Annotated in this window: 22 protein-coding genes and 1 tRNA gene; 7 read left to right on the forward strand and 16 right to left on the reverse strand. The window is 59.1% G+C overall.

The window, feature by feature from the left end:
* Nucleotides 1-4: 4 nt before the first annotated feature.
* From H7850_RS14460 to rplU, 12 genes are all read right to left on the reverse strand, one after another.
* Nucleotides 5-517: a GspH/FimT family pseudopilin gene (locus H7850_RS14460; protein WP_227370300.1), complete on the reverse strand. Its 513-nt coding sequence runs from the start codon at nucleotides 515-517 to the stop codon at nucleotides 5-7.
* A 126-nt stretch (nucleotides 518-643) separates the two neighbouring features.
* Complete coding sequence (ispH, locus tag H7850_RS14465) at nucleotides 644-1,597, reverse strand: 4-hydroxy-3-methylbut-2-enyl diphosphate reductase (protein WP_227370301.1); 954 nt, start codon at nucleotides 1,595-1,597, stop codon at nucleotides 644-646.
* A gap of 54 nt (nucleotides 1,598-1,651) precedes the next feature.
* The gene (gene fkpB, locus H7850_RS14470) at nucleotides 1,652-2,098 is read right to left on the reverse strand and encodes an FKBP-type peptidyl-prolyl cis-trans isomerase (protein ID WP_227370302.1); all 447 of its coding nucleotides are present in this window, start codon (nucleotides 2,096-2,098) and stop codon (nucleotides 1,652-1,654) included.
* 21 nt (nucleotides 2,099-2,119) lie between these two features.
* Nucleotides 2,120-2,614 carry a signal peptidase II gene (gene lspA / locus H7850_RS14475; protein ID WP_227370303.1) on the reverse strand — a complete coding sequence of 165 codons (495 nt, stop codon included), beginning with the start codon at nucleotides 2,612-2,614 and terminating at the stop codon, nucleotides 2,120-2,122.
* 94 nt (nucleotides 2,615-2,708) lie between these two features.
* Entirely contained in the window at nucleotides 2,709-5,561 is a 2,853-nt protein-coding gene (gene ileS, locus H7850_RS14480; protein ID WP_227370304.1) for an isoleucine--tRNA ligase, read from the reverse strand.
* A complete protein-coding gene (gene ribF, locus H7850_RS14485) occupies nucleotides 5,558-6,610 on the reverse strand; it encodes a bifunctional riboflavin kinase/FAD synthetase (protein WP_227370305.1) in 1,053 nt (350 codons plus the stop codon). The genes ileS and ribF overlap by 4 nt, the downstream gene beginning before the upstream one ends.
* A gap of 86 nt (nucleotides 6,611-6,696) precedes the next feature.
* Entirely contained in the window at nucleotides 6,697-8,241 is a 1,545-nt protein-coding gene (gene murJ, locus H7850_RS14490) for a murein biosynthesis integral membrane protein MurJ (protein WP_319799294.1), read from the reverse strand.
* 265 nt (nucleotides 8,242-8,506) lie between these two features.
* Entirely contained in the window at nucleotides 8,507-8,773 is a 267-nt protein-coding gene (gene rpsT / locus H7850_RS14495; RefSeq protein WP_227370307.1) for a 30S ribosomal protein S20, read from the reverse strand.
* Nucleotides 8,774-8,971: 198 nt separating this feature from the next.
* Nucleotides 8,972-10,108 (reverse strand): glutamate 5-kinase, encoded by a 1,137-nt coding sequence (gene proB, locus H7850_RS14500; protein WP_227370308.1) that lies wholly within the window; start codon nucleotides 10,106-10,108, stop codon nucleotides 8,972-8,974.
* Between the two features lie 79 nt (nucleotides 10,109-10,187).
* Complete coding sequence (gene cgtA / locus H7850_RS14505) at nucleotides 10,188-11,381, reverse strand: Obg family GTPase CgtA (RefSeq protein ID WP_227370309.1); 1,194 nt, start codon at nucleotides 11,379-11,381, stop codon at nucleotides 10,188-10,190.
* Nucleotides 11,382-11,466: 85 nt separating this feature from the next.
* Nucleotides 11,467-11,724: a 50S ribosomal protein L27 gene (gene rpmA, locus H7850_RS14510; RefSeq protein ID WP_048307088.1), complete on the reverse strand. Its 258-nt coding sequence runs from the start codon at nucleotides 11,722-11,724 to the stop codon at nucleotides 11,467-11,469.
* 33 nt (nucleotides 11,725-11,757) lie between these two features.
* Nucleotides 11,758-12,069 (reverse strand): 50S ribosomal protein L21, encoded by a 312-nt coding sequence (gene rplU / locus H7850_RS14515; RefSeq protein ID WP_048307087.1) that lies wholly within the window; start codon nucleotides 12,067-12,069, stop codon nucleotides 11,758-11,760.
* A 306-nt stretch (nucleotides 12,070-12,375) separates the two neighbouring features.
* Between rplU and ispB the strand changes: the two genes are divergently transcribed.
* The 3 genes from ispB (at nucleotide 12,376) to H7850_RS14530 (ending at nucleotide 14,538) form a co-directional block, all read left to right on the forward strand.
* Nucleotides 12,376-13,350: an octaprenyl diphosphate synthase gene (gene ispB, locus H7850_RS14520; RefSeq protein WP_227370310.1), complete on the forward strand. Its 975-nt coding sequence runs from the start codon at nucleotides 12,376-12,378 to the stop codon at nucleotides 13,348-13,350.
* Between the two features lie 85 nt (nucleotides 13,351-13,435).
* Nucleotides 13,436-13,512: transfer RNA gene (locus H7850_RS14525), tRNA-Pro, on the forward strand.
* Nucleotides 13,513-13,611: 99 nt separating this feature from the next.
* Complete coding sequence (locus tag H7850_RS14530) at nucleotides 13,612-14,538, forward strand: alkaline phosphatase (RefSeq protein ID WP_227370311.1); 927 nt, start codon at nucleotides 13,612-13,614, stop codon at nucleotides 14,536-14,538.
* Nucleotides 14,539-14,740: 202 nt separating this feature from the next.
* On the opposite strand, the gene H7850_RS14535 is transcribed toward H7850_RS14530, so the two are convergent.
* The 3 genes from H7850_RS14535 to H7850_RS14545 form a co-directional block, all read right to left on the reverse strand.
* The gene (locus H7850_RS14535; protein ID WP_227370312.1) at nucleotides 14,741-16,783 is read right to left on the reverse strand and encodes a CocE/NonD family hydrolase; all 2,043 of its coding nucleotides are present in this window, start codon (nucleotides 16,781-16,783) and stop codon (nucleotides 14,741-14,743) included.
* Between the two features lie 56 nt (nucleotides 16,784-16,839).
* Complete coding sequence (locus H7850_RS14540) at nucleotides 16,840-18,141, reverse strand: ATP-grasp domain-containing protein (RefSeq protein WP_227370313.1); 1,302 nt, start codon at nucleotides 18,139-18,141, stop codon at nucleotides 16,840-16,842.
* Nucleotides 18,142-18,326: 185 nt separating this feature from the next.
* Nucleotides 18,327-18,566: a hypothetical protein gene (locus tag H7850_RS14545; RefSeq protein WP_227370314.1), complete on the reverse strand. Its 240-nt coding sequence runs from the start codon at nucleotides 18,564-18,566 to the stop codon at nucleotides 18,327-18,329.
* 139 nt (nucleotides 18,567-18,705) lie between these two features.
* Between H7850_RS14545 and H7850_RS14550 the strand changes: the two genes are divergently transcribed.
* Complete coding sequence (locus H7850_RS14550) at nucleotides 18,706-19,503, forward strand: TlpA family protein disulfide reductase (RefSeq protein WP_227370315.1); 798 nt, start codon at nucleotides 18,706-18,708, stop codon at nucleotides 19,501-19,503.
* Between the two features lie 95 nt (nucleotides 19,504-19,598).
* Nucleotides 19,599-22,547, forward strand: coding sequence for an RNA polymerase-associated protein RapA (gene rapA / locus H7850_RS14555; protein WP_227370316.1), 2,949 nt, complete (start codon nucleotides 19,599-19,601; stop codon nucleotides 22,545-22,547).
* Here rapA and H7850_RS14560 read toward each other — a convergent pair.
* The gene (locus tag H7850_RS14560; protein WP_227370317.1) at nucleotides 22,544-23,440 is read right to left on the reverse strand and encodes a TIGR01777 family oxidoreductase; all 897 of its coding nucleotides are present in this window, start codon (nucleotides 23,438-23,440) and stop codon (nucleotides 22,544-22,546) included. The two genes, rapA and H7850_RS14560, sit on opposite strands and share 4 nt — an antisense overlap.
* Before the next feature lie 114 nt (nucleotides 23,441-23,554).
* Between H7850_RS14560 and H7850_RS14565 the strand changes: the two genes are divergently transcribed.
* Entirely contained in the window at nucleotides 23,555-24,586 is a 1,032-nt protein-coding gene (locus H7850_RS14565; RefSeq protein ID WP_227370318.1) for an NAD(P)/FAD-dependent oxidoreductase, read from the forward strand.
* A 14-nt stretch (nucleotides 24,587-24,600) separates the two neighbouring features.
* Nucleotides 24,601-24,969, forward strand: a complete 369-nt coding sequence (locus H7850_RS14570) for a sirohydrochlorin chelatase (protein ID WP_227370319.1) — start codon at nucleotides 24,601-24,603, stop codon at nucleotides 24,967-24,969.
* Nucleotides 24,970-25,104: the final 135 nt, after the last annotated feature.

Consider the following 25,104-nt stretch of genomic DNA (forward strand, 5'->3'; position numbering starts at 1 on the left):
TGATTCATGTGCAGTCCGCCTCCGTACCATCACGAACTCGAACGCGTCCTGAGGGTGCCAGCAATACTTCGCGCACGTAACCGTTGCCGCAGAAAGTCCAGGTATTATTACTGCCTCGGGCGGTTCCACGTTGGGAAAAGAATACTCGAGAACGGGAGCTCAGGATGAGCGATGATACGGTGGCATCTTTTACCCAAATGCGGGCGTCAGCAGGAACGGCACTTCCATTGCCACGATAGACGACCCAGCCATGCTGCCAGTCATCGTCTTCGCTACAATCAGAGGGGTTCGATTCGGTTGCGGTGATGGCATAAGGACATACGCTAACATCGTCGCCTTGAGAAACCGCTTCGCTACGGGCCATGGCCAACGAACGAGTAAGCGCCCGAACGTCGTTGTCGACCTGCTGGCGCGCCATGAAACTCTGCCATGTGGGCACGGCGAAAGACGCCACGACCGCCATCACCCCTAGAGTGGCCATCAATTCGATGAGTGTGAAGCCACGTTGCTGGCGCACAGGCTTTCCCTATAAGCGGTTACATTTCTGTATCATTGTGTCGTGATAATACCTGCCCCCTCTGTTTTCAAAGCATAAAAAAGTCGGGCAAAAGCCCGACTTTTCGACTGGTATAAAATATTTTACTCATCCGCTGGCGATTACTTTCTCTCTTAATTCCTTGGGCATCGAGAAGACGATGGTCTCTTCACGCCCTTCGAGTTCTTTCGGCACCGCGGCTCCCAGCTCGCGCAGGCGTTCGATTACTCCGTTGACCAGCACTTCCGGAGCACTGGCGCCGGCGGTAATACCGATGGTATCGACACCTTTCAACCAAGACTCCTCGATCAAGCTGGCATCGTCGATCAGCTTGGCACTGGAGCCCATGCGCTCCGCCAGTTCCCTCAGCCGATTGGAATTCGAGCTGTTGACACTGCCCACCACCAATACCAGATCGCTTTCCGCTGCTAGCTGACGCACCGCGTCCTGGCGATTCTGGGTGGCATAACAGATGTCGTCCTTGCGCGGGCCATCGATAGCGGGGAATTTTTCTCGCAGCGCATCGATGACCCGAGCGGTATCGTCCATGGAGAGCGTCGTCTGGGTGACGAAGGAGAGCGTCTCGGGATTGTTGACCTCTAGCGCGGCCACATCGGTCTCGTCTTCGACCAGGTAAATGGCGCCGCCATGGGAACTGTCGTAGCGGCCCATGGTGCCCTCCACCTCGGGGTGGCCGGCATGACCGATGAGAATGCACTCCTGGCCGCGCTTGGCGTAGCGCAGCACTTCCATATGTACCTTGGTCACCAGGGGGCAGGTAGCATCGAAGACCTTGAGCCCGCGACGTTCGGCTTCCTGCTGCACGGCCTTCGAGACACCGTGGGCGGAGAAGATGACCGTGGCATCGTCGGGCACTTCATCGAGTTCCTCGACGAAAACCGCCCCGCGCTCGCGCAATGTATCCACCACGAAGCGGTTGTGAACGACCTCGTGACGTACATAGATCGGTGCGCCCAGCACATCCAGGGCGCGATTGACGATTTCGATGGCACGGTCGACGCCGGCGCAAAAGCCCCGGGGATTGGCCAGCTTGATCTGCATGATGAGCCTCGCTTGATACGTTGTGTATCGTGGCGGTGTCAGTAAATAGTGATATTAATGCGTCGTCGCGGGCCTTACTTCAATCACCTCGACCTCGAAGGTCAGAGTACGCCCGGCCAGGGGGTGATTGAAGTCCACGGCTACCTGCTTGTCGTCTATCTCGGCGATCACGCCGGGCACTTCTCCCCCCGCCGCATCGGCAAAGGACATCACCAACCCCTCTTCGAGCTCGGTATTCTCGAAACTCTCCCTAGGAATACGCTGCACGTTCTGGGGATTGTGCTGGCCGAAGGCGTGCTCCGGAGAAATGGTATAGCTACCGGTTTCACCATCGGTCAGCCCTGTCAGTGGCGCCTCGAAACCCGGCGGCAGATTACCATCGCCGACCTGGAACGTCGCCGGCTGTTTGTCCCGGGTGGAGTCGACCACGGTGCCATCCTCCAGCTTGAGGGTAAAGTGCAGCGTTACCTCCATCCCCTCGTTGATACGGTATTCGCTCATCTTGAATATCCTCTGCAGAAGTCAGTGATGGCTTTTGTGTCTACGTTCACTACGCCCATCACGCAATGCCTGAAGAATCAAACCGATGGCCCCTAGAGTGATGGCCGTATCCGCAATATTGAAAGCGGGAAAGTAGGTGTTCTGCCAATGAAAGGAGAGAAAATCCACCACATAGCCATGCATGAGGCGATCGTAAAGATTACCAAGGGCGCCACCAATCACCAATGCCAGAGAGGCGGCCGTCAGCGTCTCGTAAGCCTTGAGTCGCGTCAACCAGACGGTCAGTCCGATCGCTGCGCCAATGGCGATTAGCGCAAACAACCAACGCTGCCAGCCACCATGGGTCGCCAGGAAACTGAAGGCGGCACCGGTATTGTGCAACAGCGTGAGGTTGAATATCGGCAGCACTTCCACGGGCTGAGCATAGACGAGCATGCTCGTGGCCAGGGCTTTCGATCCCAGATCTAGCGCCACCACCAGCACCGACAACCACAGCCAGCGTAACGGCCGAGTCATTGGCGTGTCAGTGGCTGGGACTCTCTCGCCACTCTCGCTGTTCTCGCCGCTTTCTACCTGCTGACTCTTCGTTCCGACTCTCTTTGTCTCGGCTTTAGGCATAGTGGCGTTCTTCTCCCGGCCCGCCCGGCAGATTGCTGATGCAGCGTCCGCACAGGTCGGAATGCCCGGTGTGCTGCCCGACATCAGGGCGATGATGCCAGCAGCGCTCGCATTTGGCGTGAGGGCTTGCGATGACCGCCACCTTGAGATCGTCGCGCTCGGTGGCCTCGACGCCCTCCGTATCAGTAGCATCAAGAGAGGCCAGATGCACCTCGCTGGTCATCAGCACGAAACGCAGCTCATCTCCCAAGCGGCCCAATGTCTCGCGCAATGTATCGCTGACGTAGAGCGTGACCTCAGCAGCCAGGCCACTCTTGATCACCTTGGCGTTGCGAGCGTCCTCGAGGCACTTATTGACCGCCTGCTTGACCTCCAGCACCTGCTCCCAGAACGCCCGGTCGAACGCAGCGCCGTCATCCAGGGTCTGCAATTCGCCATAGAAGGTTTCCAGCAGTACGCTGTCCTTGCGCTCGCCGGGGATATGCTCGTAGATCTCCTCCGCGGTGAAGGAGAGGATCGGCGCGACCCAGCGCGCCAGGGCCTCGACCACCCGATAGAGTGCGGTCTGGCAGCTGCGCCGTGCCAATGAATCCGCCTGAGTGGTGTACTGGCGATCCTTGATGATGTCCAGGTAGAAGCCGCCAAGCTCCCGGGCGCAGAAGGTGTGCACCTGCTGATAGACATCGAGGAAACGATACTCGGTATAGGCGGTTTCGATGCGCGCCTGCAGCTGAGCGGCGCGGTCCACCACCCACTGATCCAGCGCGATCATGTCATCAAAAGGCACCACATCGCGCTCGGCATCGAAGCCATTGAGATTGGCCAGCAGGAAGCGCGAGGTGTTGCGGATGCGCCGATAGACATCGGCAGTACGCTTCAATATCTCATCGGAAACCGCCATCTCGCCGGAGTAGTCCGTGGAGGCGACCCACAGGCGCAGAATGTCCGCGCCCAGCTTATCCATGACCTCCTGAGGGGCGACTACATTGCCCACGGACTTGGACATCTTGCGGCCCTGGGCATCCACGGTGAAGCCATGGGTCAGCAAGCCCCTGTAGGGCGCATGACCGTCAATGGCGCAGCCGGTCAAAAGCGACGAATGGAACCAGCCGCGATGCTGATCGGAACCTTCCAGATAGAGGTCCGCCACCGGGCCATCGCGCCTCTCCGGATGATCGAACACCGCCGCATGGGAGCCGCGCAGCACATGCCAATGCGTGGTGCCGGAGTCGAACCAGACGTCCAGGGTGTCGCTGATCTTTTCGTAATCCGCTGCTTCGTCGCCCAGCAGTTCGCTGGCGTCGAGCCGGAACCAGGCTTCGATGCCCTCGGCGTCGATGCGCTTGGCCACTTCTTCCATCAGCTCCAGGGTGCGCGGATGAAGCTCTCCGCTGACCCGATGCAGGAAGAACGGGATCGGCACGCCCCAGTTGCGCTGACGCGAGATGCACCAGTCCGGGCGATTGGCGATCATCGAATGCAGGCGCGCCTTGCCCCAGCCCGGTACGAACTGGGTCGTCTCGATGCCCTCCAGCGCGCGTTCACGCAGGGTCTTGCCATCCGCGCCTTGAATATCCATGCCCACGAACCACTGGGCAGTCGCCCGGTAGATCACCGGCGACTTATGACGCCAGCAGTGCATGTAGCTATGGGTGATCTTCTCGTGGGCCAGCAGTGCGCCGACCTCTTCCAGCTTGGCGACGATCTGCGCATTGGCCTTCCAGATCATCTGGCCGCCGAAGAACTTGAGATCCTCGGCGTAGACGCCATTGCCCATCACCGGGCTCTTGATCTCCTCGAACTCCATGCCGTAGGCGCGACAGGTGATGAAGTCGTCCACCCCGTAAGCCGGGGCAGAATGCACGATGCCGGTACCGGCATCCGTCTCGACGTAATCCGCCAGATAGACCGGTGCCAGACGATCATAGAACGGATGGCGAAAGTTCAGGTTCTCGAGATGAGTGCCCGACGTGGTCGCCACGATCTCGCCCTGGAGGCCGAAGCGTTCGAGGCAGCTCTCGACCAGATCCTCCGCCAGCAGAAGCAAGCGCTCGCCGGTATCTACCAGGGCATAGCTGAACTCGGGATGCACGTTGAGCGCCTGGTTGGCGGGAATGGTCCAAGGCGTGGTAGTCCAGATCGCCACGGCCGCCGGTTTGGCAAACGCTTCGAGACCGAAGGCGGTCGCCAACGCGGCAGGATCGTCGGCGACGAAGGCGACATCGATGGCATCGGATTTCTTGTCGGCGTACTCGACTTCGGCTTCCGCCAGGGCCGAGCCGCAATCGAAACACCAGTTGACCGGCTTCAGACCCTTGAATACATAGCCCTGCTTGACCATTTCCGCCAGGGCGCGGACCTCTTCAGCCTCATTGACATGATCCATGGTGCGATAGGGCCGCTGCCAGTCACCGATGATGCCCAGGCGTATGAAATCCTCGCGCTGGGTATCGATCTGCTCCGCGGCATAACGACGACTCAGTGCACGAGTCTCTTCCGGCGGTAAATGCTTGCCATGCAGCTTCTCGATCTGATGCTCGATAGGCAGGCCGTGGCAATCCCAGCCGGGCACATAGGGCGCATCGTAACCGGCAATTCCCTTGGCCTTGACGATGATGTCCTTGAGGATCTTGTTGACCGCATGGCCGATATGAATGCTGCCATTGGCATAGGGAGGCCCGTCGTGCAGCACGAAGGTCTCGCGTTCCTTTCCTGCATCACGCAGGCGCTGATAGAGATCGATCTCCTGCCAGCGCTGGAGTCGCGCCGGTTCGCGCTTGGGCAGATTGCCGCGCATGGGAAAGTCGGTTTCAGGCAGATTCAGTGTAGGCTTATAGTCGCTCATGAGGTTCCATCGTTGTCGCGCCTGGCGGCTCCAGGGTTGGCATGCCCGGGGGCCGACGCCAAGGGCGCCGATGCCAGATAAGGGGTTAAATCACTATCGTCTCGATTGTGCATTTGGCCTGGCCAGGCATGGAAAAACTCCCGCGCCTGAACCTGATCGGCCTGAATCCGATGCTTTAGCTCATCCAGCCCATCGAAACGCTGCTCGCCGCGCAAACGCGCGCAGGGCAGCACTTCGATGACCTGGCCATAAAGATCGCCACTGAAGTCGAACAGATTGACTTCTAGAACCGGACGCGGCGTTCCCACGGTGGGCCGCCAGCCGATATTGGCGACTCCGGCGAATTCACGGCCATCGTCCAGCCGCGTGATGACCGCATAGACACCACGCAATGCCATGGGCCCGGATAACAACGGCACATTGGCGGTGGGCACGCCGATGGTACGGCCCAGCTTCTGATCGGGAACGACTCGCCCCGTATAAGAATAAGGCCGGCCGAGCATGCGCGCTGCCTGCGAGAAATTGCCGCTGGCCAGCATTGTACGCACTCGGGAACTCGAGACCCGCTCCCCGTCGAGGGCAAAGGTGCGCGTATTCTCGACACCGAAGCCACACTCCTCACCCACTTGAGTCAACAGGGCAAAATCACCGGACCGATCACAGCCAAAGCGAAAGTCATCCCCCACCACCAGATGACGCACGTCAAGACCATCGATCAATATCCGATCGATGAACTGTCGCCCCGTCATGCTCCGCAGCGCATCGTTGAAGGGCAGGCAGACGATTCGTTCGGCACCGTGGGCCGCCAGTAGCCGAGCCTTGTCACGTAGCCGCGACAGCCGCGGCGGCGCTTGATCACCGGCGAAGAACTCCCGGGGCTGAGGTTCGAACACCATCACCGTCACCGGCAGCTCCAGATCCGCCGCGCGACCGCGCAACTGATCGAGAATCGCCTGATGGCCGAGGTGCACACCGTCGAAATTACCGATGGTGGCAACACTGCCACGATGATGCTCGCGCAGATTGTGTAAACCGCGAATCAATTCCATGCAGCATTCACGCATCGGTTAAAGAATCAATTATAACGAAGGCGGCAAGCCTTGACAGCCACGGCATTTGATACTTGCCCACTCCGTCAGCCATTCAAACGAAAATGCCGCAACCGAATACCGCAGAGGGCAAGCCAGCCAAAATACAACGCAATACTACCTGCCACCAGCGCGCCGAGCGTCAAGACCCGCTGCCCCACTTCCCAGCTCAGCCATGCCTGCCATGGAGGGGAGAACCACCAAAGCCCCAGGGCAAGCAACGTACACCCGCCCCCCAACTGCCACGCATAGCGCCCCCAGCCGGGCTGGAAGATCAATACTCCCTGGCGGTGCAGTCCGCGTGCCAGCAGGCCGGCATTGAGAAACGCGGACAGCGCCGTCGCCAGCGCCAGACCGGCATGGGCCAAGGGCACAATGAAGATCAGATTCAACCCCATGTTGGCGATCATGGCGATGATGCCGATCTTGACCGGTGTCGCGGTATCTTGGCGGGCAAAATAACCCGGTGCCCATATCTTGATCAGCATGAAGGCGATCAGGCCCAGCGCATAGGCACGCAGACTCATTGCAGCCATGGCGATATCATGCTCGGTCATGGCGCCATAGTGAAACAGGCTGATCAACAGAGGCTCCGCCAGCACCGCCAGGGCCAGCGCCGCCGGCAAGCCGATCAGCAATACCGCCCGCAGCGCCCAGTCGAGCATCTTGGCAAAATGCTCGCGAGACTGCTCCGCGTGACGCTTGGAGAGCGCCGGCAGAATCACCGTGCCGATGGCAATACCGAATACCCCAAGCGGCAGCTCCACCAGACGGTCCGAATAGTACAGCCAGGAAACGCTGCCCGCCGCGAGAAGCGAGGCGAGTACGGTATCGAGCAATAGATTGATCTGCGATACTGAGACGCCGAACAAGGCCGGGGTCATCAGCTTGAGTATGCGTCTTACTCCCTCATGTCGAAAACGCGGCCAGGGTCTTGGCATCAATCCCAGCCGCGCAAGAAACGGCACCTGAAAGGCCAGCTGGGCGGCACCGGCTATCAACACCCCCCAGGCCAGCGCCAATGACGGTGTTTCCATCAGCGGCGTCAACCACAGGGCGGCCCCAATCAAGGAAAGATTCAATAGCACCGGCGTAAATGCCGGTACGGCGAAGCGGCTCCAGGTATTGAGCACGCTTCCCGAGAAAGCGGTGAGCGAGATCAACAGCAGATACGGAAAGGTCAGCTGCAGCATTTCAGCGGTCAACGCGAGCTTTTCCGGGTCGCGAGCAAAGCCCGGAGCAAACAGCCAGGCAAGCCAGGGCGCCAGCAACATGGCGGCGGCGGTGATCAGTGCCAGCACGACCGCCAGGCTGCCCGAGACCGCATCGAGCAGCTCCCGCACCTCTTCCCGGGAGCGACGAGTCGCGTACTCCGACAACACCGGCACGAAGGCCTGGTTGAAAGCGCCCTCGGCGAACAGGCGGCGCAAAAAGTTGGGAATCTTGAAAGCGACGAAGAAGGCATCCGCCCCACTGCCGGCCCCCAATAGAGCGGCAATGACCACATCCCGCACCAGACCCAGCACCCGGGAGAGCATGGTCATCGCACTTACGATCACCCCGGAGCGCAGCAATCCTGCACCAGGGGCTATCTGCGCGCCGGGCTGCTTGCCGGGGGCCGGGTCGCCCTGGGCACCGTCACCTGCGGCGGGCGCATCCAACTGAGCGTCGCTGGCTGTCGTTGGCCTGGCCCCGGGCTGGACCTCTTTGTCTGACGGGTTACTCACGGTAGCGCTTCTTCCCCAATCGAAAGTCATGCACAAAAAAACCGGCCGAAGCCGGTTTTCTGAGCGCTAGCGCCTCTTTTTTCCTCCATACAGCGCAGGAAGTAAATGAGGCACTCGGCGAGCGTCCGGCTTAGGCAGCCAGCGCTTTAATTCGCTTGTTGAGACGGCTCTTAAGACGAGCAGCCTTCTTCTTGGAAAGCGTATCCTTGTCGGCCATACGGTCGATGACCGGCTGCGCCGTACGGAACTCTTCCATGGCCTTGCCATGATCGCCGCCTTGAATTGCCTTGATCACGCGCTTGATGTAAGTGCGGACCGTGGAGCGCTGACTGGCTTTATGCTGACGACGCTCTTCAGCCTGACGGGCGCGCTTGCGCGCTTGCTTGCTATTCGCCACCGTAATCTCCTTGGAGAACCATAAAATGCGGTGTAAGTATTTGATTCGACCTGATGATCGAATATGTCCATAGCGGCTTGATCGAGCCACACGACATGCCACGAAAAGCGTTATGCGCGGGCCATGCCTGAAAGGATGCGAATCCTACCATACCGCCCCATGTCTTACCACCGGCTGCCGAAGGTTTCAAAGCGACAGCTAAAGAATTACCAGATTGTCGCGGTGAATCAATTCCGGCGCTTCCATATAACCCAATAACCCTTCGATGCGATGGCTTGGTTGACCCAATATTCGAGCCGCTTCATCACTTCCATAATTGACTAGCCCTTTGGCGACCTGCTCGCCTTGCTCATCAAGACACACCACCATATCACCGCGAACGAAGCGCCCGGATAACGCCTTGACGCCGACCGGCAACAGGCTCGAGCCGCGTTCGCGCAGAACATTCGTGGCCCCGGCATCCAGGGTCAGGCTACCGCGCACCTGTAGCCGACCGGCCAGCCAGCGCTTACGCGCCGCCAGCGGGGCATGTTCGGGATGCAACAGCGTGCCCAAGGACTCCCCTTCGGCCAGTCGGATCAGCACATCCGGCTGACGCCCGCTGGCAATGGCCGTGACCGCCCCGGAACGCGCCGCCAACTGCGCAGCGCGCACCTTGGTGGTCATGCCGCCACGCCCGAGCGCGCCACCGCTACCGGCCATCGCGATCAGGCGCGGATCATCGGCACGCCCTTCGCCTATCAACTGTGCGTCCGGCTGAAGGCGCGGGTCCGCGTCGAACAAGCCTTCCTGATCCGTCAGAATGATCAACGCCTCGGCTTCAAGCAAATTGGCTACCAGCGCCCCTAGCGTGTCGTTGTCCCCGAAGCGAATCTCGTCGGTGACAACGGTATCGTTTTCATTGATCACCGGTATCACCCGCAGTGACACCAGAGTACTCAGCGCAGAACGGGCATTCAGATAGCGCTTGCGATTGGAGAGATCGTCATGGGTCAGCAGGATTTGCGCACTGTGCAGGCCATGGCGCGCGAAATGGCCCTCGTAGCATTGCGATAGACCCGTCTGCCCTACTGCCGCCGCCGCTTGCAGCTCGCGCACCGTCGAAGGGCGCGCACGCCAACCCAGGCGCACCATGCCGGCGGCTACCGCTCCGGAGGAGACCAGCACTACCTCGATACCTCGCGCATGCAGCGCGGCGATCTGGTCGACCCAACCGCCGATGGCGGGCTCATCCAGGCCACGCCCATCGTTGGTCAGTAGGGCACTTCCGATCTTCACTACCACTCGCCGCGCCTTGACTAGCGCCTCGCGGCCCGATGCCCACTCATTGTTCATCTCACCGCCATCTCCAATACGATTCGAGCTCGATCGGTGATATCAAATCGTATCGAGCGCCGTAGCTTTGAGACATCGATCAAGGTACGTATTCGACTTCGACATCATACTCATCATCATCGAAGTCATCGTCGTCGTCATCCTCAACCGCGGATTTGCGCTTGCGACTCAGCTTCGCCTCGGCGCGGGCCACCGCTTCGGCCTCCATGCGACGACGCATGGCCTGCTCGCGCTCGGCGGCCTCTTCGTCTTCGGTCTCCAGGCGGCGCTGCTCGGTCAACCAGCGATAAGCCGCCTGCACGAGCGCGTCGGTGCCTTCACCGCTGATGGCCGAGATGCGAAACAGAGGGCCATCCCAATCGAGGCGAGAAATGATTTCGTCGACTCGTGCATCTCGCTCGTCCTCCGGCAGCAGGTCGAGCTTGTTGAGCACCAGCCAGCGCGGCCGCTCCGCAAGGGTAGCGGAAAACTGCTCCAGCTCATGGGTAATGGCCTGGGCAGACTCCACTGGGTCAGACTCATCAAAAGGCGCCACGTCCACCACATGCAGCAGCAGCCGCGTCCGGGTCAGATGCTTGAGAAAACGCAGCCCCAGGCCGGCACCATCGGACGCTCCTTCGATCAGCCCGGGCACGTCCGCCATGACGAAGTGTTCATGCATGCCCAGTTTGACCACACCAAGATTGGGCACCAAGGTGGTAAAGGGATAGTTGGCCACCTTGGGTTTGGCCGCTGAAACGGAGCGGATCAGCGTCGACTTGCCTGCATTGGGCATGCCCAGCAAGCCGACATCCGCCATCACCTTCATTTCAAGGCGCAGATTGCGTCGCTCGCCCTCGGTGCCTGGCGTGGTTCGCCGTGGCGCGCGATTGGTCGACGACTTGAAGTGAATGTTGCCCAGCCCCCGGCGACCGCCCTGGGCGACCAGCACCACCTGACCGATCTCGGTCACATCGGCGATCACTTCGAGGGTATCCTCATCGATCACCGTGGTGCCTACCGGCACCTTGACGTGAAGATCTTCTCCGGCCTTGCCGCTCATCTGGCGGCCCTGCCCCGGCTGGCCGTTACGCGCCTTGTAAAACCGCTGATACTTGAAATCGATCAGTGTATTAAGGGCATCGTCGCCAATTAGATGGACACTGCCGCCATGGCCGCCATCACCCCCGTCGGGACCGCCCTTGGGTACGTATTTCTCGCGGCGGAAACTCAGGCAACCGCTACCGCCATTGCCGGCTTCCACGATGATCGAGGCTTCGTCGACGAACTGCATGGGTCATTCTCCCGACGGTATTTCCGTCCTGATACGAAAAGGCCCCGCTATCGCGGGGCCTTTCCAGTGCAACGTTCGCATTGTCTCAGGCGGAGACGACACTCACGAACTTGCGGTTTTTCGGCCCTTTGGTCTCGAACTTGATCACGCCTTCGTTCAGTGCGAACAGAGTGTGATCCTTGCCGATACCAACGCCTGTGCCGGCATGAAACCGGGTGCCACGCTGACGTACGATGATGTTACCGGGAACGGCGGCTTGTCCACCAAACAACTTGACACCAAGGCGTTTGGATTCTGAATCGCGGCCGTTACGGGTACTACCAGCTGCCTTCTTGTGAGCCATTGCAAATACCTCGCTCGTTGAGGGTCATACCGCTTACGCGGAAATCCCGGTGATCTTGACTTCAGTAAACCACTGACGATGGCCTTGACGGCGCATGGAGTGCTTACGACGACGGAACTTGATGATGCGAACCTTCTTGCCACGGCCGTGAGAAACGATCTCGGCAGAGACTTTCGCACCGCTGACCAGAGGCGCCCCGACCTTGATGTCGTCGCCATCGGCTACCAACAGAACCTGATCGAAATCCAGGCTTTCGCCGGTTGCCACTTCAAGCTTCTCGAGCTTCAGGGTCTGGCCTTCCTGGACGCGGTATTGTTTACCGCCACTCTTGATAACTGCGTACATTATGTTCTCCAGACACTCATCCTAGGTGGGCTCTTCATCGGCCTGCGGCGAGTGGCGCCCCTTTTGGCAGCCATCTGACAGGGAGCATGATGAGTTGGGTCGCGGATTATAACGGCAGCCAGGCACCATCACAAGACCATAGACCCGTGGGTATTCATCATAGCGGTACCGGATCTTGCTTTATGTCTTGCCTTGACGCCTTATAGAGGGCCTCATAGCATGGCTACACCATGCTTGGCTCAAATGCGGTGCGACGGGATGCAACCTTCGTGCGCAACGCGGCCCAACCCCTTACAGACAGACATCATGCAGCCCAACGCAGCGTCCATCCATGCACCGGTAGCGGAAGACTTCGCCGCCGTCGATCGTACCATTCTCGACCAGCTCGGCTCTCGAGTTCCGCTGGTCGAGAGTATCGGTCATTACATTATCGAAAGCGGCGGCAAACGCCTGCGCCCCTTGCTGGTACTGCTCGCAGCTCGAGCGCTTGGCTACGCCGGAAAACACCATATCACCCTGGCCACGTTGATCGAGTTCATGCACACCTCGACACTGCTGCATGACGATGTCGTCGACGAGTCAAGCATGCGGCGTGGCAAGCAGACCGCCAACGATCACTGGGGCAATGCGCCCTCGGTCCTGGTCGGGGATTTTCTCTATTCGCGCTCGTTCCAGATGATGGTCGAAGTGGGCTCGATGCGAGTCATGGAGATTCTCTCCGCCGCCACCTGCACCATTGCCGAAGGCGAAGTCTTGCAACTGACCAATATCGGCAACCCGAACGTCGATGAAGCGGCCTATTTCGAGACCATTCAGGGCAAGACGGCAATGCTCTTCGAAGCCGCTTCTCATAGCGGTGCAGTACTGGCAGACGCGAGCCCCGAACAGGAAGAAGCACTCAAACTCTATGGCCGCTATCTGGGACTGGCGTTTCAATTGATCGACGATTTGCTGGACTACCAGGGTGATGCCGACACCATGGGCAAGAACGTGGGTGACGATCTGGCCGAGGGCAAGCCGACGCTGCCATTGATCGAAGCAATGAATCGCGGCACCGAGGAGCAGACCCAGCTGATTCGCAAGACGATTCGCAAAGGCGGGCTGGAGCGGCTCGACGACGTTTTGGCCATCGTCAGCGATACCGGCGCCCTCGACTATACCCGCCAGCGTGCAGAGGAAATGGCCGGTATGGCGCTGGCACAGCTCAACGTCCTTCCCGAAAGCCGCTATCGTGACACCATGGCAGACTTGGCACGACTGGCGGTGAATCGCAAGGCATAACCGCTTAAACCTACGCCGCGCCGGGGTTGCGCAAGGCGATACGAGCGGTATAATGCAGCCCGTTGTGGCGTACGCCCAATCGCATCGGAGTATAGCTCAGCTTGGTAGAGCGCTGCCTTCGGGAGGCAGAGGTCGTAGGTTCGAATCCTGCTACTCCGACCAGAGAATCCAGTAAAACCGCCACTCATGAGCTGCGTTGAGTGGCGGTTTTTTTGTGCTCATGCCAAAGCTATAGAACGGTCATCAATGGAGCCTACCTTTATGCCAAATTCGATCAAGCATTTAACGTTCATCGTAATGTTGATGATCGGTTTAGCCTCCTTCTCTCAGGCAGCAGAAAAAGTCGAAAAAAAGGAGGCTCTAGCAAAGCACGTAATACTAGTCGGCTCCGATGGCTTCGGGGCCTATGCATTTGAAAAGGCGAAAGTCCCGCATTTAAGAAAAATGATGGAAGAAGGCGCTTACTCCCTGAAAGCGCGCTCGGTCTTGCCCTCTTCCAGCGCCGTCAATTGGGCTTCGATGCTCATGGGTTCGGACCCTGTATTGCACGGTTATACCGAATGGGGCAGCGAAACACCTGAAATACCGTCGCGTGTCGTGGGTGAAACAGGGATCTTTCCTACCATCTTCAGCCTGCTGGAGAAACAAAGGCCCGACGCTAAGAAAGGCGTTTCCTACACTTGGGAGGGGATAGGTCATCTTTTCGAAAAGCCCTGGGTCGATCTTGATTACAACGGCTACAGTGAAGAAAATACGTTGGAAAAGGCGCTTGAGTTTATTACCCAAGAGAAGCCGGCACTTACGTCTATTCATTTCAATGAGCCGGATAGTATTGGCCATGAAATAGGCCACGATACGCCACAATATTATGAAAAAGTGGAAATGATAGACGGCTTGGTAGGAAAGGTTATCGAGGCCTTGGAAGAAAGCAACATGATGAAAGACTCTGTGATCATTTTTACCGCGGATCATGGAGGAATCGGCAAAGGTCATGGCGGTCAAACGCTGGTTGAAATGGAGATTCCCTGGATCATCTACGGGAAAAACATCCCGGCCCAGGGGGAATTGGAGTTTCCAATCATAACCTACGACACCGCCGCTACTATCGCCTATGTTCTGGGATTGGAAACGCCCGATGTCTGGCGGGGCAAACCGGTAATTGATGCGTTTGAAAAGGAAAGCGATTGACCGTACTGGCACCGACGAATTGACGGATGGTGTAAAGCATAAGAGTCTTCATGGCTTTTATGTTTTTTCCAGCTGGCTAGCCGGGTTTCGTCATTGAAGCCTTCCCTGCTCTGCTTTGTTATAAATCCTATCACTAAGCCTCGAATGGCAGAGCCGCTGCTCTGCCTTGGGCCACTGTAGAAAGCGGTTTTCCCTATCCCATCTACACCAGGTCCCGCGGTATCTCCTCATCCCAAGACTTGGAGAATATGCGGCTCTCTCCTTCATAGGCATCCAGAGTCGCCCGCATACGAAAGTGCTCGGCGTTGGAGGTCATCAAGGTGCGGGCCACGGTGCGTACCAGCCAGTCGCCCCGGCGAAAGGTGCGCTTCCATTCGGTCCAGCCGCTCAGGCTGTCGTAGTGGCCATAGGAATAGCTATAGCGCTCGGTCACCTTGGCGGCGATGGTGAGGTCGATATCATCAAGACGGTAGCTGCCTTCGTCGTTGATCACCTCTAACGTGGTCTTGTCGTTGGCCAGGTCGCGAATCACCCGCCATTCTTCCTGGCTGGGCTGAATCAGAGTGCGTGCAAGCGCCGGCGCGCCTTCCGGCTCGCCAAAGGCAGGCAGTGCCGCTTCTTCCCGAGGTTGCGGTTGGCGGCATGGCAGAATCAAACGGCTGGTAGCGGGATGGATGGTCAGCTTGACCGGCACCGGGGCCGGCCAAGCCAGGGGCCAATAGCTGGTGGACAGCGACAGTCGAATGGCATGACCGGCGGCGAACTGCTGTGCGATGTGCTTGAGCTTGACGCACACTCGATAACGCTTGCCGGGTTCTAGTGCTTCGGGAAACTCATCGCTATCGCGATGGGTCAGGTTGAGCAGCCCGTAGGACACTCGGGTGGCTTTATCATCCGTTGCAATATCGCTCAACCGCAGAGCGACCATGGCCACCGGTTGATCCGCTTCGATATCGAGTTCGACTTCGCACTGGCCGCAGATTTCGAGCGCTTCTTCAAGGCGAGCGGTTTGAAAGATCAGTGAGCCGCCGTCTTCGTCGCGCTGATCGTGGGGCAGATCCGGCGGGGCATTGTAGGAGCACCATTTACCGGCATATAGCCCCACGGAAAGCGGCGAACGTACCGCCAACGGCACATCGTCGACGGCCTGCATCGCGGGCGCATCCGCTGCCTCAGGTAACAGGTCATGACCGCTGGTCAGGCGAAATATCTGCGACACGATGCGCGGCGACGGCCAGGTCGGTTCGCTCACCCAGCGCCCAGGGCGGGTGTCATAGCGCGCAGAAGGCGGCACGCTATCCTGCATCCAGACCCGCAGCATGGGTTCGTCCATGATGCCGGTCTCTTCACCCTTTAGCCACTGATCCCACCAGCGCAGCGATTCCTGCATGAAGCCGATGGCAGGCCCTGGCACGCCAAGATGCGGGTACTTGTGCGCCCAAGGGCCGACCAGCCCCTTGCGTGGCACATCGAGTCCTTCGAGCAAGCGAAACACGGCATTGCAGTAGCCGTCCGCCCAGCCGCTGATGGCATAGACCGGGCATTTGATGAGAGAGAAGTCCTCGCATACTGATCCATGCTTCCAGTACTCATCGCGCCGCTGATGCGCGAGCCAGGTCGCCAGCCAATGGCCGCTGCCATCGAGACGCTCGAGCCACATATCACGCCAACGCTCGCCGACCAACTCGGGGTCCGGGGGGGAGGCGTTGCCGTCGAACATGGTCGAGGCCCAGGACAGATTGTCCCCCAGCAGACAGCCGCCCATGTGATGGATGTCGTCAGCATAGCGATCGTCCGTGGAACACAACGTGATCACCGCCTTGAGCTGAGGCGGTTGCAGCGCGGCGACCTGCAGCCCGTTGAAGCCGCCCCAGGAGATGCCCACCATGCCCACATCGCCGGTGCACCAGGGCTGCGCTTCCAGCCAAGCCAGAATCTCGATGCCATCGTCGAGTTCCTGCTGCAGGTATTCATCGGTGAGCACGCCATCCGACTCCCCGGTGCCACGAATATCCACCCGTACCCCGGCATAGCCGTGACCCGCCCAGTAGGGGTGCGTCTGGGCATCCCGCACTGCGGTCAGGTCGCGCTTGCGATAGGGCAAGTATTCGAGAATCGCCGGTACTGGATGCTGATCCGCATCCACCGGTCGCCAGATACGTACCCCCAACCGGCAACCATCGGCCAAGGTGATCCAGGTCTCTTCTTCGAAGACCTTCCGAGGAAATTCCGTGACGATATGCATAGAGCGCTATTACTCCGCTGACAACCGAATAAGAATCGAACGACGGTGATGGAGCGTTACCCCACGACGTCCTCGAACTCGAAGAGCAGCTTATCCGCCAGGCGTCGATAGTTGGCTTCCAGCGCCTCGTCGTCATCCGCGCCCATCCACACATAGGCCAGGGCGAAGCTGTAGCTGTCCTGCTCCGGCAGCGTCGACAAGCGCACACCGGTCTCGACCTGCAAGGCGATCACGGTACCGGGGAACTCCTGCTGCAGTGCATCGATTTCATCGTCGCTGGGTATCCGGGTGACTATGGCATCGACGAAGAACACTCGGTAGAAGAATTTGCCCGCCACCGCAAAATCGCCGTGTCGTCGCGGCATGTCCGGCGACAGACCCAAAGCAAGATCGATGGTGACCTGCTGGTTGCTGACACCATCGACCTTCTCGAACAGATCGCAGTGGGATTGGGAGATGCGCGTGTTGATCTCCAGTAGCCAAATGCGGTTCTGCATTTCATCCCAGAAATACTCGACGTTGAAAGCGGCGTTGTCGTAGCCGATATGGGTCATGATGGTATTGGTCAGCTCGCGCATCTTGTCCTGGATATGCTTTGGCAGCCGGGATGGATAGCGGTAATAGAAAAAGCTCAGCACCTGGGGATAGCGAATCGAATCGACGATGCCGTAAGAGACGACCTCGCCCTGGTAGACATAGCCCTCGACGGTGCACTGCCAGCCGCCGATGATCTCTTCCGCCATGCAGTAGCCGCCGTCTACTTGGCGCACCTTATCCGGCAGATTGGCCTGGTCGAGCACGAAATTGAACGGCTCGGAGATCAGGCCGATATCCTCGCGCAGCCGTGCTACCGCCGCGGTAAAATCTTCGGGGCTGTCGATGCGAAAACCCAACCGCGAGCCGGAGGACTTGATCGGCTTGACGAAGAATGGAAAGTACAATCCCGCCTCGCCGATACGCGACAGCGCGCTGTCATCAAACGGGTCGAAGGCAGTGAAGCGCGGGATATAGTTGCCGATCACGTCGCGCTGAGCCAGACGGCTCCAATACTTGTGCTCGCACTTGAGTAGACTCTCGAGGCTGGTGGTGCGGGTGTCGAAACGCTCGCACAGCAGCGGCAACATGGTCGAAACGGGAAAATCCATATAGCCCGCAATCGCATCGATGGGCTCGTTGAACTCGCTCAGCTGCTTTTCGGCACGGCTGAGCATGTCCTCGATGGGGAAGTGTTCCGTTTCATAGACTTCAGCGGGATCGATGACGCCGTGGAAGTTGTAATGTTCGGCACCACGCAGGGTTCGCAGTCGTTCGCGATTGAAGTCGTTGAGCCCGACGATGAAGATATTGCGCTGCTTCATGACTGCCTCCCTAACGCTTTTTTATTGTAAAGCGCTCATGATCATGACGAGGCAAAATTATTGTCCATCAGACTGCCGCGTCACATGCTTCAGAAACATACTGGTTTTTGAAGCATAGACGCTTACGACGTTTGCGTAGTACGCGGAAGGAAAATAGGCGAGCCTGGTCAGGCCAGACGATCACCTCAGTCGTCTTCATGCTCACTTGCATACGCCCGCTCGACAGCCGCCTTGCGTTGACGATTACGGCGATAAAGCCGCACCAGTGCGATCCAGATCGCTGTTACCAACATTACCGCCAGCGTCACGCCTTGCCAGGGCCGCGCCGCATCCCCCAACCAGGTTTCCAGGGCGATGATCAGCACGAATCCGGTGGCTTGACTGGCGATGGCCAGGGCGCGCAAGTGGTCGGTGGATCGGGCCATGCAAATCTCCGGCGCGGGATGTAGATAGGGATGACAGCACTGAGGCAGAACAGTAGGCTGCTACATTGTAGCGCGGTGGCGCCCTCAAGAGGCAACCATCCCTTTTTAACCCCTGTTTAGTGGATATAAAGACGTTCCCATGGATGCCATCGCTCTTGGCCCGTTGTTGATTGCACTGCCACGTCTGTATGCGTTCATTGCAGCGCTTGCACTGCTGCTGGCGAGCATGGCGCTGCTGCGTCTTGAAAAGTCGCAGCGTGCCGGCTGGTTCAACGGCCTGCTGCTGAGCTGGCTGATCGGTGCTCGCCTGGGGTACGTACTGACACATGCCGACAGCTATCTTGCCGCTCCGCTGGATATTCTCAAGCTGTGGCAGCCAGGCTATAGCACGATTTGGGGATTGCTCGCCGGGGCAGCCTTCAGCGCCTGGAAACTGCGCCAACGGATGACAACGCTGATCAAGGCCGAGGCCTTGCTGGTGGCAAGCGTAGCGTTATGGCTAGGGCTGATGGCCTGGAATCCATTAGGTCATCAGGCTGGCTTGAGCGAATTGCCGGATATCACCCTGGAGGATATCGAGGGCAACCAGGTCAATCTAAGCACATTGCAAGGCAAGCCCCTGGTGCTCAATCTCTGGGCGACCTGGTGCCCGCCCTGTCGTCGCGAGATGCCCTTGCTGGCGGAGGCGGATAAACACGAAGACGTCAGCATCGTCATCGTCAATCAGGGCGAAACCCTGCTCACGGCGGTGCGCTATCTGGATGGAGAGGGACTAGACTTCAACCAGGCTCTGCTCGATCCGGAACAGCGCCTGATGGTTGCCGTCGAGTCTCCAGGACTGCCGACCTCGCTGTTGTTCGATGCCGACGGCGAACTCGTCAAACGTCATGTGGGTGAATTGACTCGTGCGCAGTTGGCGGCCTGGCTGAAGGAGTGATGCTTGCGCTTAAGCCTGCCGCTGTATTGCTGTAGACTACCGCGCCCCCGCCGCCTGTTGGGCGAGCATACCGTTTTTCCAATATTCGAGGCAGCATGAGCGTTTTTACACCGGGTCAACGTTGGATCAGTGACGGCGAGGCGGAGCTGGGTCTGGGCACCGTCTTGAACTGCGACGCTCGCAGCGTGACGGTATTGTTCGCCGCGAGTCAGCAGACACGCACCTACAGCGCTCGCCAGGCACCTTTGACCCGGGTGGTCTTCGGTAGCGGTGATCGCATTACCACTGCCGAGGGCGGTCAGCTGATGGTCGAGAACGTTCAGGAAGCCGATGACCTGCTGATCTACACCGGTAAGGATGAAGAAGGTAACGACTGCGAGCTTTCCGAGGCACGCATTGCCGACAGCATGCAGTTCAATCAGGCCCGGGACCGGCTGCTTACCGGCCAGATCGATCGTAACGACTGGTTCGACCTGCGTTTTCGCACGCTACATCACTATCATCGGGTCGAGCAAAATCCCGCTCTTGGCTTGAGCGGCCCCAAGATCGACCTGATTCCCCATCAGCTGTATATCGCCGATGAGGTATCACGACGCCATGCCCCGCGGGTGCTGCTGGCCGACGAGGTCGGGCTGGGCAAGACCATCGAGGCCGGACTGATACTGCATCGCCTGCTGCTCACCGGTCGCGTTGAGCGGGCGCTGATTCTGGTACCGGACAGTCTGACCCACCAATGGCTGGTCGAGCTGCTGCGCCGTTTCGCCCTGGAGGTGACCCTGCTCGACGAAACGCAAAGCCAGGCCCATGGCGATGCCAACCCTTTCGAGTCCGGCCAGCTGATCCTGGCCAGCCAGCAATGGCTCTTTGCCAATTCCCATCGCCAAGCCCAGGCCAATGCCTGCGACTGGGATCTGCTCATCGTTGATGAAGCCCACCACCTAGATTGGTCGCCCACGACCAGCGGCCCGGGCTATTCTTGCATCGAGCGCATAGCCAGCCAGACGCCGGGGCTGCTTCTGCTCACCGCCACCCCGGAGCAAATGGGCCTCGAAAGTCATTTTGCCCGGCTGCGCCTACTCGACCCGGATCGCTATCATGACCTGGCGCGCTTTCGCCGCGAGGAAGCGAGCTACGTTCAGGTGGCCGCCGCCATCGATGCCCTGGACAGGCTACCCGGGGACGACCAAGCCGCTGCCTGCGTTGCGGATCAGGTCGACGATAGCGACAGCCGGGCACTACTGACTATTCTTGCTTCTCCAGAAAGCGATGACGCCCAGCAGGAGGACGCCCGCCGTCAGCTGCGCGAGCAGCTACTCGATCGCCATGGCACCGGCCGGGTGATGTTTCGCAACAGCCGTCGTCATGTCGGCGGCTTTCCCGAGCGCCGATTGAAGGTCGCCCGCCTCGAGCTGCCCTCCGCTTACCGCCGCATACTGAACGAGTTCAGTAGCAGCGAAGATGCGCTGGATGAGCTGCTGGTCGATGCGGATCTCGGCAATCCCGACATGCATTCCGACGTGCTGCTTTATCCCGAAATCGCCTATCGCCTGCTGGATGACCCAGGCGCCCAGAAGGAGCCCTGGTGGCAGATCGATCCTCGGGTCGACTGGTTGCTGCAACTGCTCAGCGACAGCGCAGACGACAAGCTGCTGGTGATCGTTCACGAGCGCACGACCGCCATGGATCTAGCGGAAGCGCTACGGGTATTGAAAGGCATTCATGCACCGGTGTTTCATGAAGGCATGACGCTAGTCGAGCGGGATCGCGCCGCCGCCGCCTTCGCGGACGAGGAGTACGGCAGCCCGGTGATGGTGTGCTCGGAAATCGGCTCCGAAGGGCGCAACTTCCAGTTCTGTCGTCATCTGGTGATGTTCGATCTACCTGTGCATCCGGATCAACTCGAACAGCGTATCGGCCGTCTTGATCGCATCGGTCAACGACATGCCATCGAAATCCATGTGCCGGTATTCATCGACAGCCCCGGCGAACGGCTGCTGCGCTGGTATCAGGAAGGCATGGACGCGTTCAGCGCCCCTCACGGCGTTGGCAGTGATCTTCATGACGCTTTCGGCGATGCCCTGGCGGATGCGCTTCTCGACGCCGATGCCACTGCCGAGATCGTCGATGAAACCCGGGCGCTGTTCGAGACACGCCTGGAGGAGCGCAATGCCGGGCGCAATCGCCTGCTGGAACTCAATGCCTGCCGGCCGCAACGCGCCGAGGCGGTCATCGAGGCGATTCGCGAACTCGATGATGACAAGGCGCTGATGCGTTATTTCGATCAGGCGCTGGACATCTTCGGTGTGGACAGCCAGGACCTGGGAGAGAGCCTCGTGCATCTGCGCGCCGGGTCCCACATGCTCGATGGCCTGCCCGGCCTGGCAAAAGGCGAAGAAGGTTTTACCGCGACCGCCTCGCGCCAGCAGTCGCTGATTCGAGATGATGTACAGCATCTTTCCTGGGAGCATCCGCTGATACGCGAGATGATGGGCCGCGTTCTCGATGGCACCCTGGGCAACACCGCCGTGGCACTGCTTGCCCACCCGGCCATTCCGGCGGGCCGGCTGATGGCCGAACTGGTGTTCAGTACTTACTGCCCCGCCCCGAGCCGCCTGCACATCAACCGTTTCATGCCGCCCACGGCCATTCGGGTGCTGCTCGACGAGTCTGGTGCCAATCTATCTTCCAAGGTCTCCTTTACCGGGCTTGCCAAGAATCTGCGCAAGGTCAAGAAGGCGGTGGCCCGGGATCTGATCAAGTCACGTCAGGATCAGTTGCGTACATTGCTGGCCCAGGGAGAGAGCGAAGCGGAAAACGAGCTGCCCACCATAATCGAAGCTGCCCAGCAGCGCATGCGAATCGAACTGAATGATGAACTGACCCGCCTGAAGGCATTGGCGCAGCATAATCCGGCGGTTCGCGACGACGAAATAAACGCATTAGAGGAAGAGCGGCGGGCGCTGGACGCAGCCATCGACGGCACCCGCCTGCGTCTGGACGCGGTGCGGGTGATCGTGACGGTCGATGAGAACAGCCGACCTTAGTTACCCAGAATCTCCTGCATTGCCTGATCAAGGGTCGGATACTCGAAGGTGAATCCGGCCTCTTCCAGCCGTTTGGGCTGCATGGCCGCGCCGGTTAGCAGCAGACGAGACATTTCCCCCAGCAATGCCTTGAGCACTCCCGCCGGCATTGGAATCATTGCTGGCCGGTGAAGATGCTTCGCCAGCGTATGAACGAACTCGTCGTTGGTAACCGGATTGGGGGCGGAGCAGTTGAAAGGGCCACTCAACGTATCCTGTTCGAGCAGGAACTCGATGATACGAACCATGTCTAGACGATGAATCCAGGGCATGTACTGGCGACCATCGCCGATGCGCCCACCCAGCCCCATCTTGAAGGGTGGCAACATCTGCTTGAGCGCCCCGCCGTTGCGATCGAGCACCAAGCCGGTACGCAGTAACGCAACACGCACGTCGTAGGCTTCTGCCCCTTGGGCAGCCGCTTCCCAGCCGGCGCACAGTCGATGAGCGAATTCATCCTGGGGAGCGGTGTCTTCATCGACCGGCCGCTGGCCTTGTGCGCCGTAATACCCCATGGCGGAGCCGGATACCATCACCTTTGGCGGCGTATTCTGTTTACCGCACAGGGTCACCAGATCGCTGGTAATCGAAAGACGTGATTCGACCAGCTTTTTCTTCTGCTCCTCGCTCCATCGTTTACCGGCAATCGACTCACCGGCCAGGTTGACGATGGCATCGACCTGGGTACCGTCGAAATCGTGTACCCGTTGGCGAATGTCGGTGTCTGGTGGTAACAGCCGCCGGGTCTTGGTCGGTGAACGCGAAACCACCAGCAGGCTATGACCCTGCTCGCGCAGCCGTTTGCACAGCAATTGACCGACGAACCCGCTACCGCCGGTGATGAGAATGCGCATCGACTCTCTCCTTGACGCGTTGCTATCATATTATACAGCCATTGTACTAACCTGTTACCATAATACATTTTAGTCGGTATTCGATCTTCACGCCTAATGAGAAGGCGATATGTAATGCATGATCCCAGTTTCGCCATTATCGGTGGTGGTATTGCTGGGCTGGCCTGCGCTCGGGCACTGATTCGACACGGCCATCCGGTACACCTCTTCGAAAAAAGCCGTGCCCTTGGTGGGCGCTTGGCAAGCCGGCGCGCACCTTCGGCCACCTTTGATCTAGGTGCCCAGTACTTCACCGCACGCTCTCCAGAGTTTCAGCGCGAGCTGGAAACATGGCAGCAAGCCAACGTGATCGCCTCCTGGCCTCGATCGCTTTGGGTGTGTGACGAGGGCGATTGGCAGCGCAAGCAAGACGATCAAACCCGCTGGGTAGGCGCTCCACGTATGACCGCCCTGAGCCGTCATTTATCCCGAAACCTCGATTTGCATACCCAGTGTCGCATCGAACATCTGCATCGAGAAGAATCAATATGGTGGTTACAGGATGATCAGGGACTTCGCCATGGCCCTTTCACCCAGGTAATCCTGGCCATTCCCGCGCCTCAGGCACAGCTCTTGCTGGCACCTCATAGCTCGGCACTAGCCAAGGCTTGTCAACGTATCGAGATGAGCCCCTGCTGGACCGCCTATGTCCTGTTCGAAGCGCCACTAACCTCCCTTGAAACACCAGGCCCCGAGTGGCAAGCGGCTTTCATGAATGGCGGCCCCTTGCGTTTCGTGACTCGCAACGGTAGCAAGCCCGGACGCAACGACCAGGGTGAAAGTCTTTCTCTTCTGGCGACGCCTCGGTGGAGCCAAGCGCATCTCGAGCGTGATGCGAATTGGATTGCCGCTCAGCTTCTGGCAGCCTTTGCCGAGCGATATCCGGCACCGCTGCCTGAGGCTCAATTGGTGGGTGCCCATCGCTGGCGCTTTTCCCAACCCCTGACCAATACCGAAACCAGAGCCGAGCCCGCTGCGAAAACTGATACGCTGGATTTCCAGACAGATCCATGCGGGCTTGCCCTGTGTGGCGATGGAATGAGTGCCGGACGTATCGAAGACGCTTGGCTATCAGGCCATCATCTCGGCAATTATCTGAGCACCTGAATGGAGACAGCTTTATGAGCGATCCCTTGATTCTACTGGCCCACGGTTCTCGCGACCCACGCTGGCGCGCGCCTTTCGACGCCTTGGCGGACTCATTGAGCAGCCGGCTCGAAGCCCCCTTGAGACTGGCCTACATGGAGCTGTGCGATCCATCTCTTGAGCAGGTTGCCGCCGAACTTGCCGAAGCCGGCTATCCACGAGCCGACGTGTTGCCATTGTTCTTTGCGGCAGGGCGGCACCTGAGAGAAGACGTACCTCGCCAGATCGAAGCGCTGCATGCCAAGCACGAGACCTTGACCATCGAACTGCTGGCGCCCGTCGGCGAGCATCCTGCCTTCGTCGATGCCTTGACCAGCATTATCGAAGGGCGCGCCCGTACTTAGGATTCATGAATGCATACAACGATTACAGTGGCTTGCGCCCTAGTTGTACAAGGTGATCGGATTGTACAATATCGTCCACAGGCTGAATGACGCCGAGATTCGATAAGACAAATGACGCGATATCCACCGTCCGAG

This window comes from Halomonas sp. M20, assembly GCF_020622265.1.
In the GTDB taxonomy this organism is placed as follows: Bacteria; Pseudomonadota; Gammaproteobacteria; order Pseudomonadales; family Halomonadaceae; genus Modicisalibacter.